Origin of the sequence: Pseudosulfitobacter koreensis (assembly GCF_024733015.1) — a bacterium.
Lineage (GTDB): Bacteria > Pseudomonadota > Alphaproteobacteria > Rhodobacterales > Rhodobacteraceae > Pseudosulfitobacter > Pseudosulfitobacter koreensis.
Genome location: NZ_JANKJG010000016.1, coordinates 1 through 25,367, shown reverse-complemented (window position 1 = coordinate 25,367; position 25,367 = coordinate 1). Strand labels below are relative to the sequence as shown.

Below are 25,367 nucleotides of genomic sequence, written 5' to 3'. Positions count from 1 at the left end.
CAGAACCGCGCTGTCATTTCGTGGCGGCGCGGTTCCCGCAATTGCCCAAGCGCGCGGCGTTTTGGACCGCGTAAGGGGCCTGACAAGCGTAAAACCGAAATCACGGGCATGCGCGGCGGCGAAACACGCGCGACGTGCATTGACCCGGCGCGCGTTTCAGATCAGCTTGCCTGCTATGCTGCCAATTCGCGATCACAACCCCTCTGGCCGGATGCCATTTGTCACCTACGGGTTGATGGCGGCGAACATCCTGATCTTTCTAAGCTATGTCGAGTTGTTCACGGATGATCGTGCGATCAACGCGTTCTTTATCAACTGGGCTTTTATCCCTGCGCGGATCACGGCGGGAGAGGGTTATTATTCCCTGCTGACGTCAATGTTCCTGCATGGCGGGTGGATGCATCTGGCCGGCAACATGCTGTTCCTGTTCATCTTCGGCGACAACATCGAAGACGAGATGGGGCACCTGCCCTATCTTGGTTTCTATCTGTTATCAGGCGTGGCCGCCGGGTTGGCACAATACGCGTTCGCGCCCATATCGGGTGTCCCGACCGTGGGCGCATCGGGTGCGATCGCGGGCGTGATGGGCGGCTATCTTCTGCTGTTCCCAAAGGCCAAGGTCGATATCCTGATCATCCTGATCGTGTTCTTCCGCATCTTTCCGATCCCCGCCTGGGTGATGCTGATGGTCTGGTTCGCCATGCAGTTCGTCGGCGGCATCGGGTCCAATCCCGACACCGGCGGCGTGGCCTACTGGGCGCATGCGGGCGGCTTTGTCGCCGGGCTGCTGCTGGCCGTTCCACTGTGGCTGCGGCTGGGCGGGATCGGCTTCTGGACACTGACTGACGGGCACCCTCCGCATCCAGAAGCGCATTATGCCCGCTCCCGCATTCCCAAGGTGCGCAGATGAGTGCCGAGCAGGTCGATGCGCGCTGTCACTGCGGTGCGGTGCACATCCGCGCGACACTGCCGCACGGATTGGCGGACGCGACGCGCTGCGATTGCTCGTTCTGCCGCAGACGCGGGGCCGCGGCGGTCACTGCGATTGCTTCGGAAACGACAGTGGTGAAGGGGGCCGAGAACCTCGCGCTCTACAGTTTCGGCACGCACACGGCGCAGCATTATTTCTGCAAGACCTGCGGGATCTACACCCATCACCGGCGGCGGTCCGACCCCAGCCAATGCGGCGTCAATCTGGGCTGCATCGACGGGATCAATCCGCGCGACCACGAGCCCATCGCCTGGACTGACGGGGTCAATCATTCATCCGACAGGTAGAAGGCGATTGTGCCCTCAGGCGCGGATGATCTTTGCAAAGCTCGTGAACAAGGCTTCGTTCGCGCAGATCACGTTGCCGCTGTCCAGCAGATCGGCGCTGGGGTCCATCGGTTCCAGCAGGGCACCGGCTTCGCGGGCAATGATGACGCCCGCCGCCATGTCCCATGGCTGCAACCGGCGTTCCCAAAAGCCATCGTAACGGCCAGCCGCCACATAGGCCAGATCCAGCGCCGCAGCGCCCCACCGGCGCACACCGGCACAGGCGGGCAGCAGACGGCCCAGATCCTTCAGCGTGTCGGGCAGATCAGCACGGCCCGCAAAGGGCAGTCCGGTGGCAAAGATCGCCTCGATCATATGGCTGCGCCCCGAGACGCGCATGCGGCTGTCGTTCATCCAGGAACCGGCACCTTTTTCGGCAAAGAACATCTCGTCCTTGGCGGGGTCAAAGACCACACCGGCCACGACCTGTCCCTTGTGCTCGAGCGCGATCGACACGGCCCAGTGCGGCAGCCCGTGCAGAAAGTTGGTGGTGCCGTCCAGCGGGTCGACGATCCAGCGGCGGGTCGGGTCGGTGCCCTCTTCCTCGGCACTTTCCTCGGCACACCAGCCATAGGTCGGGCGGGCCCCCATCAGTTCATCTTTGAGGATCTTTTCGGCGGCAATGTCGGCCTTGCTGACAAAATCGCCCGCGCCTTTCATCGACACCTGCAGCTGTTCGACCTCGCGGAAGTCCTTGACCAGCGAACGGCCGGCCTTGCGCGCGGCCTTGATCATGATGTTGAGGTTTGCACTGCCAACCATTGGGGACTCTCCTAGAGGGATCAGGCCGCGCGTATACGCGCCATATCCCGAGATGCCAAGGGCCTGCGCGCAACTGCGTCCCAAGCTATCTTTCGCTCTGTTACCTCGCGTCGCGGCGTAACGGCTTGCCCCGGCTCCGCAGGCGGTCCACGCTGCGCCCAAATCAATGGGAGAAACATCATGACCGACCAGATGCAACGTATTACCCTTGCCAGCCGCCCCGACGGCGCGCCGACGCCCAACAACTTCAAGATGGAAAGCGGCGCGGTGCCCACGCCCGGCGACGGCGAGGTGCTGGTGCGCGTTCATTACATGTCGCTGGACCCTTACATGCGGGGCCGGATGGACGATGCGAAATCCTATGCCGCTCCCGTGCCCATCGGCGGCACGATGGAAGGCGGCGCCGTGGGCGAAGTGATCGCGTCGAATTCAGATGCATTCAAACCCGGCGACTTTGCCTTCGGCATGTTCGGCTGGGCCACCCACGGCGTGCAACCGGCCAAGATGCTGCGCAAGGTCGACCCCTCGCACGGACCGATCACCGCGTCACTTGGCGTTCTGGGCATGCCCGGCTTCACCGGCTACCACGGCCTGACCGAAATCGGTCGCCCCAAGTCGGGCGAGACGCTGGTTGTTGCCGCCGCCACCGGCCCCGTCGGTTCGATGGTGGGCCAGGTCGCCAAAAGCATCGGCCTGCGCACCGTGGGCATCGCGGGCGGCGCCGACAAATGCAAGATGGCCGTGGAAACCTTTGGCTTCGACGCCTGCATCGACCACCGCGCCCATGACGACGCGAAATCCCTGCGCGAGGCGCTGAAAGCCGAATGCCCCAAGGGGATCGACATCTATTTCGAAAACGTCGGCGGCAAGGTGCTGGAAGCCGTGATGCCGATGATGAACCCGCACGGGCGCATCCCGATCTGCGGCATGATCGCGTGGTACAATGCGGGCGGATTGGGCGATGGCGCCAACGCACCGCTGACCGCGCCGAAACTGTGGCGGAACATTCTGGTCAATTTCCTGTCGGTTCAGGGCTTCATCATCTCGAACCACTGGGACAAGTTCCCCGCCTTCCTCTCCGAGATTGGCCCCAAGGTCGCCAGCGGCGAGATCAAGGTCGTCGAGGACGTGGCCGAAGGGCTGGAAAAAGCCCCCGAGGCCTTCATCGGCCTGCTGCAAGGCAAAAACATGGGCAAACAGATCGTAAAAGTGGTCTGAGCCTTGTTGGGGCGGTGCATGCCGCCCCTTCCCGCTCAGGCTTTTTGCAGTTTGCGCGCCTCGGTGCGCGCCAGCGTGATCAGCCGCTCCATATAGGGCTTGCCGCGCTCGTCGCTGCGCACGGCGGCATAAAGACGGCGGGTCAGCCCCTTGGACGTCAGCGGGCGCGTCACGTAGTCCGACGAATATTTGACCTCGCGCACCACCCAGTCGGGCAGCACCGCAACGCCGCGATTCGACGCCACCAGCAGCAAGATCACCGCCGTCAGTTCCGCCTGCCGCACCGAGGCTGGTTCAACCTTGGCCGGGAACAGCAACTGACTGAACACGTCCAGACGGCTGCGCTCGACCGGATAGGTGATCAGGGTCTGGTCGCGGAAATCCTCGGCCTCGATATAGGGTTTGGATGCCAGCGGATTGTCCTTGGAAGCCACGAAAACCGGCGCATAATCAAAGAGCTCCAGAAACTCGACGCCCGCCAGCTCCTCTGGATCGGAGGACACCACAAGATCCACTTCCTCCTTCAACAGCGCAGGCAACGCCTCGAACGCCAGCCCCGGTCGAATGTCGACGTCGACATCGGGCCAATCCTTGCGAAATCGCTCCAGCACCGGAAACAGCCATTCAAAGCAGGCGTGGCATTCGATGGCGATATGCATGCGACCCGACCTGCCGTCGCGCAACCCGCTGAACTCGTCCTGCATCGCCTGAACCTGTGGCAATATCTGCTCGGCCAGACGCAGCAGCCGCAACCCTGCCGCCGACAGCTTCATCGGTTTCGAGCGACGCACGAACAACTCAACTCCCGCCTGATCCTCCAACCCCTTGATCTGGTGGGACAATGCGGATTGCGTGATGTGCAACTGGTCGGCGGCCTTGGCCAGCCCTCCGGCGTCGTGGATGGCCTTGATCGTGCGCAGGTGGCGGAATTCGATATGCATGCGGAACTCATGTTCATGATGAGAGTTATGAATTTGTCTCATATCTCGAAACATGCGACAAGAGATGAAACATCTGATCGCCGCCCGTAAGGAATATAACAATGACAGCGCTTTCGTTCGAAGTCTTCCCGCCCAAGTCCATCGACGCAGGTTTCCGTCTTTGGGACACCGTGCAGGCGCTCACGCCGCTCGAGCCGCGCTTCTTCTCGGTCACCTACGGTGCAGGCGGCAGCACGCAGGATCTGACCCACGAGGCGGCTCAAACCCTGCGCCGGTCCTCCGGCCTGCCCGTCGCTGCGCACCTGACCTGCGTGGGTGCCACCCGCGAGAAGGTGTTGCAAACAGCCGATAAATTCGCCGACGCAGGCATCACCGACATCGTCGCCCTGCGCGGTGATCCGGTGGACGGCACCGGCTTCCAGCAGGTCGAGGGCGGATTTGCCAACAGCATCGAACTGGTCGAGGCACTTGCTGACAAGGGTCGCTTTACCATCCGCGTCGGAGCCTATCCCGAAAGCCATGCGGACGCCTCCGACACCGACCAGAACATCGCCTGGCTGAAAGCCAAGATCGACGCGGGCGCATCCGAGGCGATCACGCAGTTCTTCTTCGAGGCTGAAACCTTCCTGCGCTACCGCGACGCCTGCGTCAAAGCGGGCATCGAAGCGCCGATCGTGCCGGGCATCCTGCCCGTCGGCAACTGGAAGAGCATCCAGAAATTCGCCAGCCAATGCGGTGCCGATGTGCCGGTGACATTGGCCCAGGGTTTCGAGAACGCGGCGCGGGACGGCAACAGCGATCTGTTCGCACTCGCCCATTGCACCGAAATGTGCGATGCCCTGCGCGCGGAAGGCGTTGACGCGCTGCATTTTTACACGCTGAACCGCCCCGACCTCACACGCGAAGCCTGCCGCGCCCTGGGTCTGGTTCCAGCGGCGGCGATGCGCAACGTCGCGTAAGGCTTGGCAATCGCGGGCCATGTTTCTAGCGTCCGGTCACCCAACCGGAGATGAGTACCATGCCCCGCATCGCCCAGCGCCCCGAAGACCTTGTCGGTCTTGACGAGTTGAAACAGATGTCCGGTCTGGAATTCATGCAAGGGATTCTGGACGGCACCCTGCCCGGCCCGCCCATCGGGCAAACCATGAACTACAGGCTTCACGCCGTCGAAAAGGGCCGCGTCGTGTTTCGCGGCGCGCCTGAATTCAGCATGACCAACCCGCTGGGTACGGTCCACGGCGGATGGTACGGCACGCTTCTGGACAGCGCGATGGCCTGCGCAGTGCAAACCTGCATCCCGCGCGGCGCACTTTACACGACGCTGGAATACAAGATCAACATCACCCGCTCGATTCCCTTGGGCATGATGATCGACTGCATCGGCACGGTCGATCACGTGGGCCGCTCCACCGGCGTGTCCAAGGGCGAGATTCGCGGCGTTGAGGATGGCAAGCTTTATGCCACGGGATCAACGACTTGCATCGTGATGAACGCAGGCTGAGGCCCCCGTCAGTTCACCGGCTCGCGGGGGAACCAGCCCGACCACCAGGATTGACCGGGCGCGCGGGCCGCTTCGGCCACAGTGGGATGCACACGCTCTGACGGGTCCATCCCGACCTTGCGCGCGCGGCGGGTGATGAAGATCCCGCCAAAGCCGCGCCATGTGCCGACCGACGGCGCCAGCGCATCCTGAGGATAGCGCGCCGCCCATCCCTCGGGCAGCGGCAAACCGCAGCCTTCGGCCTTTTTCAGCATCCAGACCAGCGGAATATTCGCCAAGGGCCGCGCGACGTTATAGCCGCCCAGCTGACCGCCCACGTCGCCATGCGTCCCGCGAAACCACATCTGTTGCAGATGTCCCGGCCAGTCGTCGCGCGTTTCCCACATCACCGGGGCATAGGCCATACGCGTCTCGTTGCGGGCCAGCGCGTGAAATCCATGCCGCACATGCGGCCCGAGCGAATGGTTGTGGAATGAATGGCGCGGTGCGGTCAGCCGCCACAGCACCGGCACGTTCAAGCCCAGCGATTTCACCGTGTCCCAGGCACCGATCATCTCGATCGGGACAGACTCGTGACAATGCACGCGGGCAAAGATGCGAGCCGCGTCACTGGTGCCACCTGCCTCATAGTGGCGGTAAACCTCGCGAATGTTACGCTCGGTCGCGTGGTCGGCCTTGAGCAGGCCGATGAATCCCACGATCCCCGCCAGCGACCGCACCGCATAGGCGCCGCGCGAATAGCCCATCAGGAAAACCTTGTCGCCGGGACGGTAGCGTGACGCCAGGTACCCGTAAGCGCGGCGGATCTGCCGGTTGATCCCGCGCCCCATCATCACGTCGGCTGCGCTGCGCCAGTTCTGCCATTGCAGCCCGGATTCGTAATAGACCGACACCTCGGCCCCGTGTTCGCGCAGCAGTTTATAGGTCAAGCCCGCGTTCGTCTCGTAATCGGGCAGCAACGTGGACATCGTGCCATCGAGGATGATGACATGGATCGTGGGACCGCGCGCAGGCGGTGGTGTGGATGGCGTGCCCGCGCCAAAGCGCTCGCGCAGCCATCCGACAACCGATCTATTCAGCTGCGACAGGCGCATCCCGGAGCATTTCCCATACTTTCATCGGTGTGAAAGGCATATCGGCCTGTCGCACACCGCTTTCCCACAGCGCGTCCTGCACCGCATTCGACACGGCCGCCAGCGCGCCGACGGTGCCCGCCTCGCCACAGCCTTTCATGCCCATGATGTTGGCCGTGGACGGCACCGGTTCAGAGGTAAAGCTGATCCAGGGCACGTCATAGGCGCGCGGCATCGCGTAATCCATGAACGACGCCGACAGCAACTGGCCATCTTCGTCATAAACCACATGTTCGGTGATCGCCTGCCCAATGCCCTGCGCCACGCCGCCGTGGACCTGCCCCTCGGCCAGCATCGGGTTGATCAGATTGCCGAAGTCGTCGACCACCGTATAGCTGTCGACGGTGGTGATGCCTGTGTCGGGGTCGATCACGACCTCGGCCACATGCGCCCCGTTGGGGAAACTGCGGGCGGGCAGCGATGCGCGCGCCTCGTGGGTCAGCAAATCGTCACGCTCGACCTCGCGGGCCAAGGCTGCCACTTCCAGCATCGTGGGGGTCAGGTTGCTGCCCTCGGCGCGGAAGCGTTCGTCGTCGAAGCTGATGTCGGCGGCATCGACGCCCATCTCGCCTGCAAGGAACTCCTTGAAGTTGGTCAGGATCACGTCGACCGCAGCCAGCGTTGCGTTGTTCTGCGTGGTCACGGACCGCGAGCCGCCGGTGCCGCCGCCTTTCTGGATCAGATCGCTGTCGCCCTGGATCACGCTGATCAACTCATGCGGAATGCCGGTCTGATCGCTCAGGAATTTGGCGTAGACCGTTTCATGTCCCTGACCGTTGCTTTGTGTCCCGACATAGATCGACACGGTTCCATCCTCGTTGAAGGTGACCTTTGCACCTTCCGCAGGATCGCCCAAAATACTTTCGATATAGTAACAGGTGCCCCGCCCCCGCAAAATTCCGCGCTTGGCATCCGCCGTCTTGCGCGCGGCAAAGCCCGCATCGTCGGCCATCGTCACCGCGCGGTCGAGCACCTTGTTGAAATCACCCACGTCGTAGGTCTCTCCCGTTGCGGTCTTGTAGGGGAACTGGCTGGGCTTGATAAAGTTGCGGCGGCGCAATTCCCACGGATCGACACCCAGTTCGCGCGCGGCGCGGTCCATGACGCGTTCCAGCACATAGATCGCCTCGGGGCGCCCTGCCCCGCGATAGGCGTCCACTTGCGTGGTGTTGGTATAGTAGCCTTCGACCTGCAACCATGTCGTCTGCACGTCGTAGACCCCCATCAGAACGCGTGAGAACAGTTGCGTCTGAATAGGTTGGCCGAACTGGCTGTTGTAGGCGCCAAGGTTGCAGCGGGTGCGCACCCTATAGGCGGTGATCTTGTGATCGGCGTCAAAGGCCAGCTCGGCCACCGAAACAAGGTCGCGCCCGGCATTGTCGCTCATCATCGCCTCGCCGCGCTCGGACATCCAACGCACGGGACGGTTCAGGGTGCGGGTGGCAAGCGCCAGCGCGAATGGCTCAGGGTAGCCCATCGCCTTCATCCCGAAGCCACCGCCGACGTCGGGGTTGGTCACGCGGATCATCTCGGGGTCAATGTCGAAAGCTTCGGCAATCTGTTCCTTGTGCGCCCAGACGCCCTGCCCGTTGATGGCGACATGCATCCGGTCGCCTTCCATCTCGGCATAGCAGCCGCGCGGCTCCATCGAGTTCACGATGATCCGGTTGTCGCCGATCTCAAGGCTGACGGTATGTGCTGCGGCATCGAACGCGGCCTGCGTGCCGTCCTCGTCGCCCAAGCCCCAGTCAAAGGCGCGGTTGTCCGGCGCTTCGTCGTGCAGCGTCTCGCCACCCGGTGTCAGGTCCATCTTGGCGGGCAGATCGTCGTAATCCAGCATGATCAGTTCGGCGGCGTCACGGGCCTGTTCGTATTTATCCGCAAGGATCACCGCAATCGGTTCGCCGACATAGCGCAGCTTGCCGGTGGCCAGGATCGGACGCTTGGGGGCTGCGCCTTGGGTCTCGTCACGGTTTTTGACGGTTGCACCGCGCATGCCCGTCTTCATGCCTGCCGCTTCCAGATCGTCATAGGTCAGCACCAGATGCACACCCAGCGCTTGCCTGGCTTCGCTGACATCCAGTTCGGTGATCGTGGCATGTGCGACGGGTGAGCGCAGGAAGTAGGCATGCAAGGCCCCTTCTGGCGCGATATCGTCCACATAGCGGCCCGCACCCGTGAGAAAGCGCACATCTTCGACCCGCATGGTCGACTGACTTTTACCGAACTTGTCCATCGCGATCCCCTATCCGCATCTGTACCTTTGCAGCGGAGATTAGCCGCGCAGCCCGCATTGTCCATAGACGGTCTGGCAAACGCGACGTTGGCCTTATGTGTCGCGCCTGCCGGAGGCACCGCGAAACACCGCGCGGCTATGAGCGCTTTTCCTTTCTTTGCGGCTTTGCTAAGCCCTGCGGGCCACCCACCCCTGCCGGAGACCGCCCATGCCCTTGGAAAAATCATTCAACGCCAACGAGGCCGAAGCACGGCTTTACGCCGCCTGGGAAGAAGCCGGATGTTTCGTCGCGGGCGCAAATGCCAAACCGGGTGCCTCGTCCTACGCGATCATGATCCCGCCGCCCAACGTCACCGGCGTGCTGCACATGGGCCACGCGTTCAACAACACGCTTCAGGATATTCTGGTGCGCTGGCACCGGATGCGCGGCTTTGACACACTCTGGCAGCCGGGCACCGACCACGCGGGCATCGCCACGCAGATGGTGGTCGAACGCCGTCTGGCCGAAGCCGGAGAGCCAGGCCGTGTCGAGATGGGCCGCGAGGCGTTTCTCGACAAGGTCTGGGAATGGAAATCCGAATCCGGCAACAAGATCGCAGGCCAGCTGCGCCGCCTTGGCGCCTCCTGCGACTGGTCGCGCGAGGCGTTCACCATGTCGGGTGCCCCGAACGCGCCTGCAGGCGAAGACGGCAATTTCCACGACGCGGTGATCAAGGTCTTTGTCGACATGTTCAACAAGGGTCTGATCTATCGCGGCAAGCGGCTGGTCAACTGGGACCCGCATTTCGAGACCGCGATTTCCGATCTGGAAGTCGAGAACATCGAAACACCGGGGCAGATGTGGCACTTCAAATACCCGCTCGCGGGCGGTGCCACCTATACCTATATCGAAAAAGACGAAGATGGGAATGTCGTGCTGGAGGAAGAGCGCGACTATATCTCCATCGCCACCACGCGCCCCGAAACCATGCTGGGCGATGGTGCCGTCGCAGTTCATCCATCGGATGAGCGTTACGCGCCAATCGTCGGACAGCTCTGCGAAATTCCCGTGGGCCCGAAGGAACACCGCCGCCTGATCCCGATCATCACCGACGAATACCCCGACAAGGATTTTGGCTCGGGTGCGGTCAAGATCACTGGCGCACACGACTTCAACGACTATCAGGTCGCCAAGCGCGGCGGCATTCCGATGTACAACCTGATGGACACTCGCGGTGCGATGCGCGCCGATGGCCGCCCCTATGCCGAGGAGGCCGCGATTGCGCAGTCCATCGCCAATGGCGAGCGCGACTTTGACGAGGTGATGGTCGCCGCGATGAACATGGTGCCCGAAGAGTACCGTGGTCTAGACCGTTTCGACGCCCGCGCCCGCGTGGTTGACGACATCACCCGCGAGGGGCTGGCCGTGATGCATATGGTCCCTGTGACGGACGCCGAGGGCAACGAGACCGTCGAGGCGGTGCCCTACGTCGAGCAAAAGCCGATCATGCAGCCCTATGGCGACCGATCAAAAGTGGTGATCGAGCCGCTGCTGACCGACCAATGGTTCGTGGCCACCGACAAGATCGTCGGCCCCGCGCTGGACGCCGTGCGCAGCGGCGACGTGAAAATCATCCCAGAAAGCGGCGAAAAGGTCTATTACAACTGGCTCGAAAACATCGAGCCGTGGTGCATCTCGCGCCAACTGTGGTGGGGCCATCAGATACCGGTCTGGTATGGCTTTGACCTGCACGCCTTCGGCTTTACCGATGACGAAGGCGACGGAGCGCTGGACATGGTCGAAGTGGGCCGTCTGCTGTCCGCGCAATCGCTGCGCGACCGGGCCGACCGTCACATCTGCGGTGCGGATTTCGACGGGGTGCACGCCGACTTCACCGCGACGCTGGCCGAACTGCCCACACCACTGGGCCATGCCCGCGTCGTCGAAGTGGCCGACCGCGAAACCGCCCTGCACCAGTTCGCAGCCGCAATGGCCGAATACGCCACCAGCCAGGACCCCACCACGCTGATCTACCCGGTCTGGCGCGATCCCGACGTGCTCGACACGTGGTTTTCGTCCGGTCTTTGGCCCATCGGCACGCTGGGTTGGCCCCAAAAGACCGACGCGCTGAAACGCTATTTCCCCACATCCGACCTGATCACCGGCCAGGACATCCTGTTCTTCTGGGTGGCGCGGATGATGATGATGCAGCTTGCCGTCGTCGGTGAAAAACCGTTCTCGACGGTCTACCTGCACGGCCTTGTGCGCGACGCCAAGGGCAAGAAGATGTCGAAATCGACCGGCAACGTGATCGACCCGCTGGACCTGATCGACGAATTCGGCGCGGATGCCCTGCGCTTTACCAATGCGTCGATGGCCAGCCTCGGCGGTGCGCTCAAGCTCGACACCAAGCGGATCGAAGGCTACCGCAACTTCGTCACGAAGCTGTGGAATGCTGCCACCTACGGCGAGTTCAAGGGCACGTTTGATCTGCCCCACTCCGACAACGTGCCGACAACCACCCTGCCGCTGAACACGTGGATCAAGGGCGAGATCGCAAAGACGCTCGAGGCGGTGAACGCAGCGCTTGAGACGTACCGTTTCAACGACGCCGCCAACACGCTTTACAGCTTTGTCTGGGGCACGTTCTGCTCGCAATACCTAGAGTTCACCAAGCCGGTGCTCGACGGCGAAGACGCCGCAGCCGCCGCCGAAACCAAGGCGACATATGCCTGGGCGCTCGACCAGATCCTGATTCTGCTGCATCCGATCATGCCCTTTGTCACCGAAGAGCTCTGGGGGGCCAAGGCGCGGCCCAAGATGCTGGTGCACACCGACTGGCCGACATACGCGGCCGCCGATCTGGTGGATGCCCGCGCCGACGCCGATCTGACCTGGACCGTGGCGATCATCGAGGCGATCCGCTCGGCGCGCGCGCAGATGAACGTGCCTGCAGGTGCCTTCGTGCCGCTGGTGGTCAAGGGCATGGACGATGACACGCGCCGCGTCTGGACCGAGAACGAGGCGCTGATCACCCGCTTTGCCCGCGTCGAGGGCTTGAGCGAGGTGGACGAGATGCCCAAAGGCACAGTGGCGCTGGCCATATCGGGTGGCAGCTTCGGCCTGCCGCTGGCCGACGTGATTGATGTTGCGGCGGAAAAGGCACGTCTGGAGAAAACCCTTGGCAAGCTTGCCAAGGAATTGGGGGGCCTGCGTGGTCGTCTGAACAATCCCAAGTTCGCCGACAGCGCGCCCGAAGAGGTCATCACCGAAACCCGCGCCAACCTGGCCCTGCGCGAGGCCGAAGAGGCCAAGCTGAAAGAGGCGCTTGCACGTCTGTCCGAACTGGACTGAACGAAGATCTTTGGCCCGCGCCCCGCGCCAATTCGCGCGGGGTCGGTTCAAGCCCTCTTTCCAAGGCTGGACCGGCACAGTATCCGTGGCACCCATGACACATGCACGCCTGACCCCACTCGCCCTGTCCCTGCCCGCCTCGGTACCCTTTGTGGGCCCCGAAACCCAAGAGCGCGCGCGCGGCGCGGTCTTTGACGCACGGTTAGGGGCCAATGAGAACGTCTTTGGGCCGTCGCCCATGGCCCGGTCTGCGATGGCGGATGCAGACATCTGGATGTACGGCGACCCCGAATCGCACGACCTGATCGCGGCACTGGCCGCACATCTGCGCACCGATCCTTCGCACATCATGGTGGGCGAGGGCATCGACGGCCTGCTGGGCTATCTGGTCCGGCTCTGCGTCGGTGCGGAGGATGCGGTGGTCACATCGGATGGCGCGTACCCGACCTTCAACTACCACGTGGCGGGTTTTGGCGGCGTGCTGCACAAGGTGCCCTACAACGACGACCACGAAGACCCGATGGCGCTGTTTGCCAAGGCGGCAGAGGTCGACGCCAAGCTGGTCTACATCGCCAACCCCGACAACCCGATGGGCACATGGCACGAGGGCGACACATTGGTGTGCGCGCTGGACATGCTGCCCGAGGGCTGTCTGCTGGTGCTGGACGAGGCCTATATCGACTGCGCCCCGCCCGGAACCGCGCCCGATCTGCCCTTCGACGATCCGCGTCTGATCAGGATGCGCACGTTTTCCAAGGCTTACGGGCTGGCAGGTGCGCGCGTCGGCTACGCGCTCGGCCACCCTGACCTGATCACCGCCTTCAACAAGGTGCGCAACCACTTCGGCATGAATCGCGCGGCACAGGCCGGGGCACTGGCGGCACTGGAAGACGACGCGCACCTGGCGCATGTGCTGGACCAGATCGACACCGCGCGCCGACGGATCGCCGAAATCGCGCTGGACAACGGCCTGGCCCCCCTGCCCTCAGCTGCGAACTTCGTGGCGATTGATTGCGGCCGCGACGGCGCCTTCGCCAAGGCAGTGCTGGACGGGCTGATCGCGCGAGGCATCTTCGTGCGGATGCCGTTTGCAGCCCCGCAAAACCGCTGTATCCGCATCAGCTGCGGCACGCCCGAGAACCTCGACGCCTTCGCCGCCGCCCTGCCGAAAGCCCTTGCAGAGGCGAAAGGCTGACACAGCCCCACAGAAAATCTACTCCCCCCACATTTCCACGCTATATTGCCAGGCACACCCATCGGAAAAGCCTGCCATGAACGAGCATTCGCAGTCCGCACCCAACTATACCAACGCCTGCATCGTAATGTTTGGCGTCAACCTGTCGTGGGTGTTTCTGCTGCTCTGGGCGCTCTGGGGCCTTCTGGCAGTCGCGGCACTGGGATGGTCACTGAACCGCTGGATGAGCTGGCTCGCGGCCCGCAGGGCGCGGGCCGAGGCGCGTTTCAACCCGCAGCGATAACGCCTGACGCCGCTTCCAGCGCGCCGCCGCCATGCGGCAGGTCCAGCGCCTTGAGGCCTGCGTCGATGCCGCCCAGCATGCCCATGACCATGTGGCCGCTGACATGCCCCATGTGACCCAGCCGGAAATAGCCGTGCCAGGCCGGGTCGCTGGTCTCGGCCATGCCCAGACCGATGCCCAAGGTCAGCCCAAGGTTCTGTTCGGTCCAGTCGCGCAACGCCGTGGCATGCGGCGCGCCGATGCTGATCGCCGTCACAGAATGACCGCGCTGCGCGGGATCGCCCACGTTCATCTTCATCGGGCCATCCTTGCCCCAGGCCTCGACCGCGGCCCAGACCGCACGCGCCAGCAGGTGATGTCGGCGCCAGACGTTCTCTATGCCCTCGTCGTGGATCATGTCCAGCGCTGCGCGCAGACCATAGAGGTGGTGCGTGGGTGCCGTACCGTTCCAGTATTCAAAGAACGCAGAGGGGTTGGCGCGCGGGGTCCAGTCCCAATAGCGGCTGACCCGGTCCATCCGCGCCCGCGCTTCGGCGGCCTTGTCGCTGAAGATCACGAAACACATGCCCGGCGGCACCATCAGCCCCTTTTGCGAGCCTGCGATCACCACGTCGACGCCCCAGGCGTCCATCTCGAACGGATCACAACCCAGCGATGCCATGCAGTCGGCCATCAGCAACGCGGGGTGGTCCAGATCGTCCAGCACCGCACGCAAGGCCGCGACGTCGTTCTTGAACGAGGTCGAGGTGTCCACGTGCACGGCCAACACCGCCTTGATCTGGTTGGATTTGTCCGCCGCCAGGCGCTCTGCCACCCGCACCGGATCAATCGCCGAGGATTTGCCGAAATCGATCACCTCGGCGTCGATACCCAACCCCGTCGCCACGTCGGCCCAGCCCAGCCCGAACCGTCCCGTCGCAGGCACCAGCACCTTTTCGCCCGCCATGACGGTGTTGCTCAGACAGGCCTCCCACGTCGCGTGCCCGTTGCCGATGTACATCGCCACGTGCCCCTTGGTGCGCGCCACCCGCCGCAGGTCGGGCACGATGCTCTCGACCATCTCGATCAGCGCGCCATGATAGATGTTGGGCGCAGAGCGGTGCATCGCGCGCAGCACCGCATCGGGCATCACGGACGGGCCGGGAATGGCAAGGTAATCGCGACCAAAGGCGGCAAGCGGGTGCTGAGGCATGGATGGCTCCTGAGGAATTTTCACCTGCGCACCCTACGCCTGCGCGGCGCGGCGTCAATCGCCCTCGCACAGCTTGTGCGGCCTCGGCGCTTGCACGGGGCCGGAACGCCAAGTACACGATAGGTCAATCAAAACCACGAGGACCAGAGCGCGGCTCTGCGTATGATAATAACATCGTGACGAAAGCCCCCGACACCACACCCAATGCAGGCCCCGATACGACCCCTGCACAGGCCACCGCACCGGCTGCCGCCCAAGGTCCGCAGCCGCTTCCCGTTGCGGCAGAACCGCTGGCGACGGCGCCGGTCAACTATGCGTCCAGTCACCTGATGGGCTGGCTGTGGCGGACCTACCTGCGCAGGCACATCCCGACGCTGTCGGTCGCGGTCTTCTTCATGATCCTCGAAGGCTCGATGCTGGGCGCGCTGTCGTGGATGATGCAGCCGATGTTCGACAACGTGTTCGTGCAGGGCAACAGCGACATGCTGATCTGGGTCGGCGTGCTGCTGGTGGGCATTTTCGTGGTGCGCGCGGTGTCGTCCGTGGTGCAAAAGGTGCTGCTGACGCGCATCGCGCAGAAAACCGCCGCGGCGCTGCGCATCGACCTGCTCGATCACATGATGAAGCTCGACGGCGCATTCCACCAATCGCATCCCCCCGGCTTCCTGATCCAGCGCGTGCAGCAGGACGTGAACGCGGTGGGCGATGTCTGGCGCGCAATCATCACCGGCGCGGGACGCGATTTCATCGGCCTGATCGTGCTGATCGGCGTGGCCATCAGCGTCGATCCGATCTGGGCCCTGCTCGCCTGCGTCGGCACGCCGCTATTGGTGCTGCCCGCCGCGATGGCGCAACGCTATGTGCGCCGCCACGCCCGCAACGCCCGCGATATCGGCGCGAACCTGTCAACCCGCCTGGACGAGGTGTTCCACGGCATCGTGCAGATCAAGCTGAACGCACTCGAAGACTACCAGTCGCGCCAGTACCGCGGCCTGACCGACCGTTTCGTGCGCACCGAAGTGCGCACAGCCTTCGGCGGCGCCGCGATCCCCGCGATGATCGATATCATGTCCGGCGTCGGCTTCATGGCCGTGATCCTCTACGGCGGCGCCGAGATCATCGCGGGCGAAAAGACCATCGGTCAGTTCATGACCTTCTTCACCGCGATGGGCTTTGCCTTCGACCCGCTGCGCCGCCTTGGCGCGATGAGCGGCCTGTGGCAGGTCGCCGCCGCCTCGATCGAGCGGATCAAGGAACTGCTCGACGCACCGGTCAACCTGAAATCGGCCAAGTCGCCCAAACCCGTGCCCACCGGCACCCCCGCGATCGCGCTGGAAAACGTGACCCTGTCCTATGGCGACACCACGGTGCTGCGCGAACTCAGCCTGACGGCCGCCCCCGGCAAGACCACGGCGCTGGTCGGCGCATCGGGCGCGGGCAAATCCACCATCTTCAACCTGCTGACCCGCCTGGTCGATCCACAGCAGGGCGTGGTCAAGATCGGCGGCGTGCCCGCCACCGAGATGAAGCTGAACGAAATGCGCAGCCTCTTCTCCGTCGTCACCCAAGAGGCGCTCCTCTTCGACGAGACCCTGCGCGAGAACATCGTGCTGGGCCGCACCGACGTATCTGATGCCCGTCTGAGGGAGGTGCTCGACGCCGCCCACGTCTCGGACTTCCTCGACAAGATGCCCGGCGGTCTCGACACCCACGTCGGCCCGCGTGGCTCTGCCCTCTCCGGCGGGCAACGCCAGCGTGTCGTGATCGCACGCGCCCTGCTGCGCGACACGCCGATCCTGCTGCTGGACGAGGCGACATCGGCCCTCGACGCACAATCCGAACATGTGGTGCAAGAGGCGCTCGACCGTCTGGCGGCTGGCCGCACCACCATCGTCATCGCCCACCGGCTGTCCACCATCATCAGCGCCGACAAGATCGTCGTGATGGACCGCGGCAAGGTTGTCGACGAAGGCTCCCACGAAGAGTTGCTGCAGCGCGGCGGCATCTATGCCGATCTCTACCGTCTGCAATTCAAGGACGGCAAGACCGTGCTTGACAAGGCAGGAGCAGACCGCCTGATCCCCCGCGCCAAAAGCCCGTCTGTCCCGCGCCCCGGCCTGCTGACCCGCGTGCGCGAACGCCTGTTCGGCTAAGGCGCTAGCGCCGGTAGCTCTGCGCCAACCGCTCGGGCGAGACGCCGCCTGCATAGCGCATCAAGGTCCACAGGTTGCGCCCGCCGCGCTTCACCCAGCCTTGCTGGCGGTACTTCGCGGCGCTGGTCACCGCCACCGCGTCCAGACGCACCATCCTGCCCCGCAGCCTGCGCGCCATCGCGACGTCCTCCATCAACGGCTGATCGGCGTAACCACCCACCGCGTCGTACAGCCCGCGCGGCATCAGCAATCCCTGATCGCCGTAAGGCAGCCCCAACCGGCTGCGCAGATTGGCCCAACCCGCAACGAACCGCCCGCCACGATCAAACCGCAGGCGGAACCACCCGGCCCGGTCACTGGTCTGGATATGCTCCGCCACAACGCCTGCCCACCCCTCCTGCAGCACCGTGTCCGCATGCAGCACCAACAGCCAGAGCCCCTGCGCCGCGTCCACCCCGCGCCGCAGCTGACCGCCGCGCGACGCAGGCCCGCTGACCACATGCGCCCCCCAGGCGTCGGCCAAAGTGGTGGTATCGTCCTGCGATCCGCCGTCCGACACGATCAGCTCGCGGATCAGCCCCGCCTCCAGGCCCTCGACCAGCGCAGCAAGGCAGCCAGCCAACTGCGGCGCCGCGTCCAGCGTCGGGATCACGACAGATATCGGTGCGCGCATGGGACTGCCCCCTTTTTCCTGCGGTCTCAATTGCTATATGTCACAAGACACCCAAAGGGAGCCACCCATGACCGACCGCACGATCCTGCACCTCAGCGGTGCCGACACACGCGAATTCCTGCAAGGTATGGTGACGAACGACATCGCCAGACTGGATCACGGACTGGTCTACACGGCACTGCTCACGCCCCAGGGCAAATATATCGCCGATTTCCTCCTGAAATCCGACGGCGACGACGTCCTGCTCGACGCAGACGCCACACAGGCACCTGCGCTGAAGCAACGCCTGACAATGTACAAACTGCGCGCCGATGTGACGATATCCGACACCGATCTCCACCTGCATCGCGGCCTCGGCCCACGTCCAGAAGATGCGCTCGCCGATCCCCGCCACGCAGCCCTCGGCTGGCGCGCCTATCGCGACACCCCGCAAGGTGACGACAGCGTCGATTGGACCGCGCTCATGGTCGAAAATCAAATTCCCAGCGCCGGGCAAGAGCTGCACCCCGACACCTTCATACTGGAAGTCGGCTTCGAGCGTCTGAACGGTGTCGATTTCCGCAAGGGCTGCTATGTCGGCCAAGAGGTCACCGCGCGGATGAAACACAAGACCGAACTGCGCAAGGGCCTCGCTCAGGTCCACGTAGATGGCCCCGCCGAGCCCGGCGCCGAGATCAAGGCAGATGGCAAACCCGCTGGCACTCTGCACAGCCGAGCAGGCGACCGCGCCCTTGCCTATCTGCGCTTTGACCGCGCAGGCGGCGACATGCAGGCAGGCGACGCGACTATACGCAGGCTGGACTGACCCCCGCACTTTCTTTTGGCCAGAAATATCCCGGGGTTTGGGGCAGCGCCCCAATGCAAAACACCCGCCACGAGGGGCGGGTGCGCTGACTAAATACCAAGGCAGAGGATCACGCGCGCTCGGCGTATTCCATCGTCTCAGTGTTCACGATGATATCCTCGTCGTTGCCCACGAAGGGCGGCACCATGACTTTTACACCATTGTCCAGTATCGCGGGCTTGAAGCTGTTCGCGGCGGTCTGTCCTTTGACCACCGGCTCGGTCTCGACGATCTTGCAGGTGACTTTCTGAGGCAATGTCGCGTTCAGCGCCTCTTCATCGTGAAACTCGACCACGATGGTCATGCCGTCCTGCAGAAATGGGCGACGCTCGCCGAGCAGATCTGCGGGCAGCTGGATCTGCTCGTATGTTTCGATGTCCATCACGACCAGCATGCCGTTCTCTTCATAGAGAAATTGCTGGTCCTTTTGCTCAAGCCGCACGCGCTCGACCTTGTCCGCTGACCGGAAGCGTTCGTTCAACTTGGTGCCGTTGCGCAGGTTGCGCATCTCGACCTGCGCAAATGCGCCGCCTTTTCCGGGCTTTACGTGATCGACTTTGACAGCCGCCCACAGACCGCCGTTATGTTCAAGCACGTTTCCGGGGCGGATTTCGTTTCCGTTAATTTTAGGCATGAGGTTAAACCAAGGCAAAAGGTTGATGAGGACGTGAGGCACCCTATATCTTGATGTGCTGACCCGTGCAACACGGCTATGTACTGCGCTGCACCGCAGCAGATATGCGCCTATTGCATAGATGCTATGCGAATTCAGGGTATCCGAATCGACGTGGATAGGTCATAAGAAGCCTCACGCCGAAAAGACAAGAGCAAGAATAAAGGAAGGACGAAGAATGAAAGACTTCGTTGACGGCACGGCCTTCAATAACGAGCAAGGTAACCGTGCACGTAAACTCTTTGCAGCCGTTGTGTTGGCTGCTCTGGACGACGCCATAGCCGACGACAAGAAATATGGCAACGGTCCGGAACAGATCGCCCGCTGGGCACGCTCGCGCGATGGGCGCGAAGTGCTGAGCTGTGCAGGCATCGACCCCAACGAACGTGTGGTGTCGGGCCTGATGGAATTTGTCGGCAAGGGTGTCCGCACCTCGGTTGCGCTGTCGCGCGAAGAGAGCGAACGCCGCAATGCCGCACAACAGGCAGAAGCCGCCTGATCCAACGCACAAACTGCTGCCGAACCAGATAAAAAACGCGCCCTCTGCGGGGCGCGTTTTTTGTTGCGCGATTGCCACAGCGTTGCCAATTGCAGATTAACCTCTGGCGGTTCACGCGGCCTCTTGCTTTGGACACGTGCGAATGCGACGCACTCCTCCATGACGCGCGCAATCATGATCCAGGGCACCGGCAGCAACGTCGGCAAATCGATGGTCGTCGCAGGCCTTGCGCGGGCCTGTGTCCGGCGCGGCCTGTCGGTGCGTCCGTTCAAGCCGCAGAACATGTCGAACAACGCCGCCGTGACGCCCGAAGGGGGCGAAATTGGCCGCGCGCAGGCGCTTCAGGCACGCGCGGCGGGGGTGCCGCCCCACGTCGACATGAACCCGGTGCTGCTGAAACCCCAGAGCGAGACCGGCGCGCAGCTGATCGTGCAGGGCAAGGTGATCGGCACGCAGGAGGCCCGCGCCTTCGGCCATGAACGCGGCGCATTGCTCACCCCCGTCCTGCAAAGCTTTCACCGCCTTGCCTCGCACGCCGACCTGATCATCGTCGAAGGCGCCGGCAGCCCCGCCGAGACCAACCTGCGCAAAGGCGACATCGCCAACATGGGCTTTGCCGTGGCCGCGGGCGTCCCGGTGATCCTGATGGGCGACATCGACCGGGGCGGCGTCATCGCGCAGCTGGTGGGCAGCCACGCGGTGCTTGAAGACGCCGACCGCGCGATGATCCGCGGCTTTGCCGTGAACAAGTTTCGCGGCGATCCCAGCCTGTTCGACGACGGTCTGACCGACATCATCCGGCGCACCGGCTGGCCCTCGCTGGGCGTGCTGCCATGGTTCGACGGCGCCCACCGCCTGCCGGCCGAAGACGTTCTCGACCTGCCCGCCCGCGCGGGCAGCGGCACAGGGCTGGTGATCGCAGTGCCGGTGCTGCCGCGCATCTCGAACTTCGACGATCTCGACCCGCTGGCCGCCGAACCGCATGTCGATCTGCGCCTGATCCAGCGCGGGCATCCCCTGCCTGCCGATGCCGACGTGATCCTGTTGCCCGGCAGCAAATCCACCATTTCCGATCTGGCCTGCCTGCGCGCCGAAGGCTGGGACATCGACATCGCCGCCCATGTCCGGCGCGGCGGTCACGTGATGGGTCTGTGCGGCGGCTATCAGATGCTGGGCCAGACCGTCGCCGACCCTGCGGGCGTTGAGGGACCTGCGGCAACCGTTCCGGGCCTGGGTCTGCTCGATGTGCACACCACGCTGGCGCCGTTGAAAACGCTGGCGCTGCGCGCAGGGACGGATCTGGCCAGCGGTACGGCGCTGACCGGCTATGAGATACACATGGGCGAAACCACCGGACCAGATACTGCCCGCGCATGGCTGCACGTCGAGGGCAAGCCCGCAGGGGCCGTCACCCCGTCAGGCCGGATCAAAGGGTGCTATCTGCACGGTATTTTCGGATCAGACGCCTATCGCGCGGCGTTTCTGCACCAGTTGGGCCAGCGCAGCACCCTGTCCTATGACCACATGGTCGAGGACACGCTGGACGCACTGGCGCAGCACCTTGAGGCGCATATGGACATTGATCTGCTGCTGGAACTGGCTGCGGATATCTAGGGGCGCACCCCTAGATGTCCCGCGTCATTCCAGTTCCTGCGCCGCCAGTGCGCGGTGAATTTCACGGCGGACCAGTTTGCGCACGTTGCGGGTGATGCGTTCACCCAATGCGCCCTGCAACTCCTGACGCACGATGTCGGAAACCAGATCGCGCAGCGCCTCTTCGTCCATCACATCGACATCCGATGCCAAGACATCTTCGGACGCGGCTTCCTTGCGCGGGGGTTCGCCCGCAAAGATCGTGGGTTCGGGTGTCGTCGAGGGCTCGTCGGTTCCTGTCTCGTCAGAGGTATCTTCCCATGCCATCGCGGGCTGTTCGGTGCCCGCGTAATCATCGCGGCCTGCGCCATCAGGTTCCCACTGGTCGTCGGTGCGCGCGATCACCTCTTCGAGGACGGCAATCTTGGCGCTGAGGCTGCGCGGGGTCACACGTGGCTCGACGGAGGGGCCGCGATATTCGGGCACATGCGGCAACACGGCCGCCTTGCGCGCCTCTTCGGCCTCCTGGGCATCGACGGCGCGGAACACATCGCGCAAGGAGCGGGCTTCGGTCGGGGTTTCGCTGGTCGCGCTTTCAGGACGGGGGCGACGATGGGTAAACACCGCCTTTTCAACGGCCTCGTCTTCCGCCAGCGCGGTATCATTCGCTTCGGCGTGATCGTCATTTTCGGTCAAGTCATCTGCGGCAGTCTCGGCCAATAAGGCGTCGATCACGGCTTCTTCGCTATCACCGTCCTCATAGAGATCATCCATGTCAGCGGAGACATCACCAGCATCAGGGTCGGCAATCTCTTGCGCAGGCGCGTCAAATTCAGCACGCGCGCGTACGTCATCTGCGGCAGTATTCTGCTGCGCATCGCGATCCGACTGGGGCATTTCAGCGACCCGCAAGGCAGGCGTCAGGACCAGCCGGTCACTGTTGGCCTTCGGCTTTTGTTCGGCTGGAACGCGTTTGTCTTCGGACACCAGACGGCGAATAGACGACAGGACGTCCTCAACCTCGGCGTTGGTCACGGCATCAGGCATATTATTTTTCCACTCTCACCTCGGATCACAGTTTACCGCGAACCGGAGATTCTCACAACAGGTGTGAAAAATTGTCAGTCTTTTTCTGTCATTCCTTGCCCAAAGCCTCAAGCACGCGGTCCAGCTGCTTGCCCTGTTTGGTCAATTTGGCCGGGCCATCCTTCACCAGATTGTAATAGGCTTCGGGGTCATAGATCTGAACATTCAGGCCAAGCTGCTCGGCAGTCAACAGCCCCATCGAGGCCAGAACCGCATAGGCCGCCACATAGACCTGCGACTGTGCCTGAATGCGCAGCGCTTGTGCATCAAGCAATGTCTGCTCGGCGTCCAGCACGTCAAGCGTGGTGCGTGCGCCCAATGTCGCCTCTTCGCGCACGCCGCTGAACGCCACGTTTGCCGCACTGACCTGCCGTTCGCTGGCCTGTGATTGCGCGATCAGGGCCTGCAGATCCGCGATTGCATTGCCCACGTTCTCGGCCAGATTGTGACGTACCACGTGCAGATTCGCGCGCGCAGCGTCGCGCCGTGCCATCGCCGCGCGGTTGGCCGACGACAGCCGCCCGCCCTGATAGATCGGTCCGCCAAATTCCAGGCCCACGGCCCCGCCCCGGCGGAAATTGTCGTTGCCGAAGTTCTCGGTCGCTGACAGCGATCCGTTCAGGCTGAGCTGGGGGTACATGTCGCGGTCGGTGGCGATGACCAGCAGATCGGTTGCGGCCACCTGATGCTGTGCCGCGTCTATATCGGGATGGCGGCGCATTGCGACGGCCTTGGCGGTGTCAACATTGGTTTCGGTGCGCGGCAGGCTGGGCGGAGGCGCAAGCTGTCCCGGCCTGCGTCCCACCACGTTGCGGTAAAATTCGATGGCCTGCGCCAGATCACGCCGGGCTGCGGCAACCCCGCTGCGTGCGGCGGCCAGCTGCGCCTCGGCCAGCGAGACGTCGGTGCGGGTCACTTCGCCCACCTCGAACCGGTCCTGTGCGGCGCGCAGCTCTTGGGTCAGCAGACGCAGGTTGTTTTCGCGCAGCGCCACGAATTCATAGGCCTGGCGGACGTTCATATAGGCCGAGACCGCGCGCAACAGCACTTGCTGTTCGATCGAGGTCAGCGATGCGCGCGTGGCCAGAACGGTTTCCTTTGCGGCGGCAATGCGCGACTGGGAGGCACCGAAATCATAAAGCAGCATCTGCGCCACGATCCCCACCGTGGTCGATGTGCCACTGAGCGAGGTGCGGTTGAACGAGCTCACCCCGGTTAAACCGGTCGTTGTCGCGCCGCTTTCGCTAAAGCTGTGGTCGATGCTGGCGGACCAGTTCACGATGGGGCGCAGCAGCGCCTGCGCCGCGGCCACGTCCTCGTCGGCAGCACGCAGCAGCGCGCGGTTCTGGTCCAACAGGCCAGAGTGCGTATAGGCCCCCGCCAGCGCGTCAGCCAGCGTGTCAGCCCGCAAGGGCGCCGCGAACACGACCCCGATGGCCAATGCCGCGCCAAGCGTCTTTGCGGTGAAACGTCTTGCAGGTGATCTCATCTCTTGTCCGTCCTAAACATGCGGCGCATTGTGCACCGTCCTGAACTGTTTGCAACGGCCAAGGGACCACCAGCGGACCGCAAGCGCGATGCAATCACAGCTGGAATTGGCTGTGCGCCTCGAAACCGGGCAGAATCGGCGCACCTGCGTTGAACACGTTGCGCCAGGACATCCGCCCGTCGATCTTGTAGCCGACGCGCCCTTCGCCCAGCGCACCGTCCATGAACAGGCACGCGATGCGCCCGCCATCCTTGATCTGGTCGATCAGCGCGTCGGGCACGCGTGCCACGCCACCCTGAACGATCACCACATCATAGGGTCCGTGCTGTGCGGCCCCCTCGGCCAGCGGCCCGGTGTAAAGGGCGACGTTGTCGGCCCCCGCCGTGCTCAGCGCCTCTTGCGCCTCGCGGGCGAAATCCTCGTCTTCCTCGACCGCAACGACAGCTTCGGCCATATGGGCGATCACGGCAGCGGAATAGCCATAGCCGGTGCCCACGTCCAGAACCAGCTCGTCGTTGCCAATGTCCAACGTGTCCAACATCTTGGCCAACGTGCGCGGCTCCAGCACGACGCGGCCCTGCCCCAAGTCGATGTTTTCGCCCATATAGGCAGCTTCACGCTGGGAGGTCGGCACGAAATCCTCGCGCGCGACCGAAAGCATGGCCTGGATGATCGGGAACTTGGTCACGTCCGAAGGCCGCACCTGCGTATCAACCATCACCGTACGGCGCATTTCAAAGTTTGCCATGAACTGAACTCATCTGTTCGGAATCTATCGCTATCAGATGTGCCACATTCCGAACAGCACGGCAACGGGCCGATGGCGCGAATTGAAGATGGCAATGGCGCGCAGCATTTTGGAAAACGAAGCCCTTGCGCTCTTGTGAAAAACGGCCTATCACCCGGCCAACCACGAAAACCCTTGTTTTCAAGGCGCTGGCGAGTTGGCGGAGTGGTGACGCAACGGATTGCAAATCCGTGTACAGGAGTTCGATTCTCCTACTCGCCTCCATTTATTTTCAGTGACTTAGCGTCCTGATCTCCGCAAATTCTTTACTGTGCGCTACTGACAGTAGCCACATAGTAGCCATGCCAGTTCGAATAAGTTAGGGGTTCCTACCTAGTGCTCTGAGTCTGACGTATCTTACCGGTTCCCTCGGATTTGATCGAGCTTATCCAAGGCGCGGCGTTCCCGGGTGAGAATATCCTCGGCGGTTTTGGTCCATTTGAAGGGCTTGGGGCTCT

The 25,367-nt window shown here is 63.4% G+C and carries 22 protein-coding genes and 1 tRNA gene; 13 read left to right on the top strand and 10 right to left on the bottom strand.

Annotated elements, in window-relative coordinates; genetic code table 11:
- The first annotated feature begins 175 nt into the window (after positions 1-175).
- On the top strand, positions 176-910 hold the full coding sequence (locus NTA49_RS16425; RefSeq protein ID WP_258295894.1) for a rhomboid family intramembrane serine protease: 735 nt from the start codon (positions 176-178) through the stop codon (positions 908-910).
- Positions 907-1,278: a GFA family protein gene (locus NTA49_RS16420; protein ID WP_258295893.1), complete on the top strand. Its 372-nt coding sequence runs from the start codon at positions 907-909 to the stop codon at positions 1,276-1,278. The genes NTA49_RS16425 and NTA49_RS16420 overlap by 4 nt, the downstream gene beginning before the upstream one ends.
- A gap of 15 nt (positions 1,279-1,293) precedes the next feature.
- Here the strand turns inward: NTA49_RS16420 and NTA49_RS16415 are convergent, their stop codons facing one another.
- On the bottom strand, positions 1,294-2,079 hold the full coding sequence (locus tag NTA49_RS16415; RefSeq protein WP_258295892.1) for an inositol monophosphatase family protein: 786 nt from the start codon (positions 2,077-2,079) through the stop codon (positions 1,294-1,296).
- A 180-nt stretch (positions 2,080-2,259) separates the two neighbouring features.
- Between NTA49_RS16415 and NTA49_RS16410 the strand changes: the two genes are divergently transcribed.
- Entirely contained in the window at positions 2,260-3,297 is a 1,038-nt protein-coding gene (locus NTA49_RS16410; protein WP_258295891.1) for an NADP-dependent oxidoreductase, read from the top strand.
- Between the two features lie 35 nt (positions 3,298-3,332).
- Here the strand turns inward: NTA49_RS16410 and NTA49_RS16405 are convergent, their stop codons facing one another.
- Positions 3,333-4,238 (bottom strand): LysR family transcriptional regulator, encoded by a 906-nt coding sequence (locus tag NTA49_RS16405; protein ID WP_258295890.1) that lies wholly within the window; start codon positions 4,236-4,238, stop codon positions 3,333-3,335.
- A gap of 95 nt (positions 4,239-4,333) precedes the next feature.
- Between NTA49_RS16405 and metF the strand changes: the two genes are divergently transcribed.
- Together metF and NTA49_RS16395 are read left to right on the top strand one after the other, a co-directional pair.
- Positions 4,334-5,197 carry a methylenetetrahydrofolate reductase [NAD(P)H] gene (gene metF / locus NTA49_RS16400; protein WP_332844298.1) on the top strand — a complete coding sequence of 288 codons (864 nt, stop codon included), beginning with the start codon at positions 4,334-4,336 and terminating at the stop codon, positions 5,195-5,197.
- Positions 5,198-5,256: 59 nt separating this feature from the next.
- The gene (locus NTA49_RS16395; RefSeq protein ID WP_258295888.1) at positions 5,257-5,739 is read left to right on the top strand and encodes a PaaI family thioesterase; all 483 of its coding nucleotides are present in this window, start codon (positions 5,257-5,259) and stop codon (positions 5,737-5,739) included.
- Between the two features lie 8 nt (positions 5,740-5,747).
- On the opposite strand, the gene NTA49_RS16390 is transcribed toward NTA49_RS16395, so the two are convergent.
- On the bottom strand, positions 5,748-6,833 hold the full coding sequence (locus tag NTA49_RS16390) for a DUF2235 domain-containing protein (RefSeq protein ID WP_258295887.1): 1,086 nt from the start codon (positions 6,831-6,833) through the stop codon (positions 5,748-5,750).
- The gene (locus tag NTA49_RS16385) at positions 6,811-9,108 is read right to left on the bottom strand and encodes a xanthine dehydrogenase family protein molybdopterin-binding subunit (RefSeq protein WP_258295886.1); all 2,298 of its coding nucleotides are present in this window, start codon (positions 9,106-9,108) and stop codon (positions 6,811-6,813) included. Before NTA49_RS16385 ends, NTA49_RS16390 begins: the two co-directional genes overlap by 23 nt.
- A gap of 208 nt (positions 9,109-9,316) precedes the next feature.
- Here NTA49_RS16385 and NTA49_RS16380 point away from each other — a divergent pair, with 208 nt between their 5' ends.
- The 3 genes from NTA49_RS16380 to NTA49_RS16370 all read left to right on the top strand — a co-directional run bounded on the left by NTA49_RS16380 (position 9,317) and on the right by NTA49_RS16370 (position 13,920).
- Positions 9,317-12,442 (top strand): valine--tRNA ligase, encoded by a 3,126-nt coding sequence (locus NTA49_RS16380; protein ID WP_258295885.1) that lies wholly within the window; start codon positions 9,317-9,319, stop codon positions 12,440-12,442.
- Positions 12,443-12,536: 94 nt separating this feature from the next.
- Positions 12,537-13,637 carry a pyridoxal phosphate-dependent aminotransferase gene (locus tag NTA49_RS16375; protein WP_258295884.1) on the top strand — a complete coding sequence of 367 codons (1,101 nt, stop codon included), beginning with the start codon at positions 12,537-12,539 and terminating at the stop codon, positions 13,635-13,637.
- Positions 13,638-13,713: 76 nt separating this feature from the next.
- Complete coding sequence (locus NTA49_RS16370; protein WP_258295883.1) at positions 13,714-13,920, top strand: hypothetical protein; 207 nt, start codon at positions 13,714-13,716, stop codon at positions 13,918-13,920.
- Here NTA49_RS16370 and NTA49_RS16365 read toward each other — a convergent pair.
- Positions 13,904-15,112 (bottom strand): pyridoxal-phosphate-dependent aminotransferase family protein, encoded by a 1,209-nt coding sequence (locus NTA49_RS16365; protein ID WP_258295882.1) that lies wholly within the window; start codon positions 15,110-15,112, stop codon positions 13,904-13,906. The two genes, NTA49_RS16370 and NTA49_RS16365, sit on opposite strands and share 17 nt — an antisense overlap.
- 329 nt (positions 15,113-15,441) lie before the next feature.
- Between NTA49_RS16365 and NTA49_RS16360 the strand changes: the two genes are divergently transcribed.
- Positions 15,442-17,265 carry an ABC transporter ATP-binding protein gene (locus NTA49_RS16360; protein WP_261368384.1) on the top strand — a complete coding sequence of 608 codons (1,824 nt, stop codon included), beginning with the start codon at positions 15,442-15,444 and terminating at the stop codon, positions 17,263-17,265.
- A 4-nt stretch (positions 17,266-17,269) separates the two neighbouring features.
- Here NTA49_RS16360 and NTA49_RS16355 read toward each other — a convergent pair whose 3' ends face one another.
- On the bottom strand, positions 17,270-17,938 hold the full coding sequence (locus tag NTA49_RS16355) for a TIGR04283 family arsenosugar biosynthesis glycosyltransferase (RefSeq protein ID WP_258295880.1): 669 nt from the start codon (positions 17,936-17,938) through the stop codon (positions 17,270-17,272).
- Positions 17,939-18,005: 67 nt separating this feature from the next.
- Between NTA49_RS16355 and ygfZ the strand changes: the two genes are divergently transcribed.
- Complete coding sequence (gene ygfZ / locus NTA49_RS16350; protein WP_258295879.1) at positions 18,006-18,743, top strand: CAF17-like 4Fe-4S cluster assembly/insertion protein YgfZ; 738 nt, start codon at positions 18,006-18,008, stop codon at positions 18,741-18,743.
- A 109-nt stretch (positions 18,744-18,852) separates the two neighbouring features.
- On the opposite strand, the gene efp is transcribed toward ygfZ, so the two are convergent.
- Positions 18,853-19,416 carry an elongation factor P gene (gene efp / locus NTA49_RS16345; protein WP_258295878.1) on the bottom strand — a complete coding sequence of 188 codons (564 nt, stop codon included), beginning with the start codon at positions 19,414-19,416 and terminating at the stop codon, positions 18,853-18,855.
- Positions 19,417-19,633: 217 nt separating this feature from the next.
- On the opposite strand from efp, the gene NTA49_RS16340 reads away from it, so the two are divergent.
- Positions 19,634-19,954: a DUF6280 family protein gene (locus NTA49_RS16340; RefSeq protein ID WP_089420757.1), complete on the top strand. Its 321-nt coding sequence runs from the start codon at positions 19,634-19,636 to the stop codon at positions 19,952-19,954.
- A 159-nt stretch (positions 19,955-20,113) separates the two neighbouring features.
- Positions 20,114-21,568, top strand: coding sequence for a cobyric acid synthase (locus NTA49_RS16335; RefSeq protein ID WP_258295877.1), 1,455 nt, complete (start codon positions 20,114-20,116; stop codon positions 21,566-21,568).
- A gap of 24 nt (positions 21,569-21,592) precedes the next feature.
- Here NTA49_RS16335 and NTA49_RS16330 read toward each other — a convergent pair whose 3' ends face one another.
- The 3 genes from NTA49_RS16330 to NTA49_RS16320 form a co-directional block, all read right to left on the bottom strand.
- A complete protein-coding gene (locus NTA49_RS16330; RefSeq protein ID WP_258295876.1) occupies positions 21,593-22,594 on the bottom strand; it encodes a hypothetical protein in 1,002 nt (333 codons plus the stop codon).
- Positions 22,595-22,682: 88 nt separating this feature from the next.
- Positions 22,683-24,122, bottom strand: coding sequence for a TolC family outer membrane protein (locus tag NTA49_RS16325; protein WP_258295875.1), 1,440 nt, complete (start codon positions 24,120-24,122; stop codon positions 22,683-22,685).
- Between the two features lie 94 nt (positions 24,123-24,216).
- Positions 24,217-24,870 (bottom strand): protein-L-isoaspartate O-methyltransferase family protein, encoded by a 654-nt coding sequence (locus NTA49_RS16320; RefSeq protein ID WP_258295874.1) that lies wholly within the window; start codon positions 24,868-24,870, stop codon positions 24,217-24,219.
- A 190-nt stretch (positions 24,871-25,060) separates the two neighbouring features.
- On the opposite strand from NTA49_RS16320, the gene NTA49_RS16315 reads away from it, so the two are divergent.
- A tRNA-Cys gene (locus NTA49_RS16315) sits at positions 25,061-25,134 on the top strand.
- The last annotated feature ends 233 nt before the right edge of the window (positions 25,135-25,367 follow it).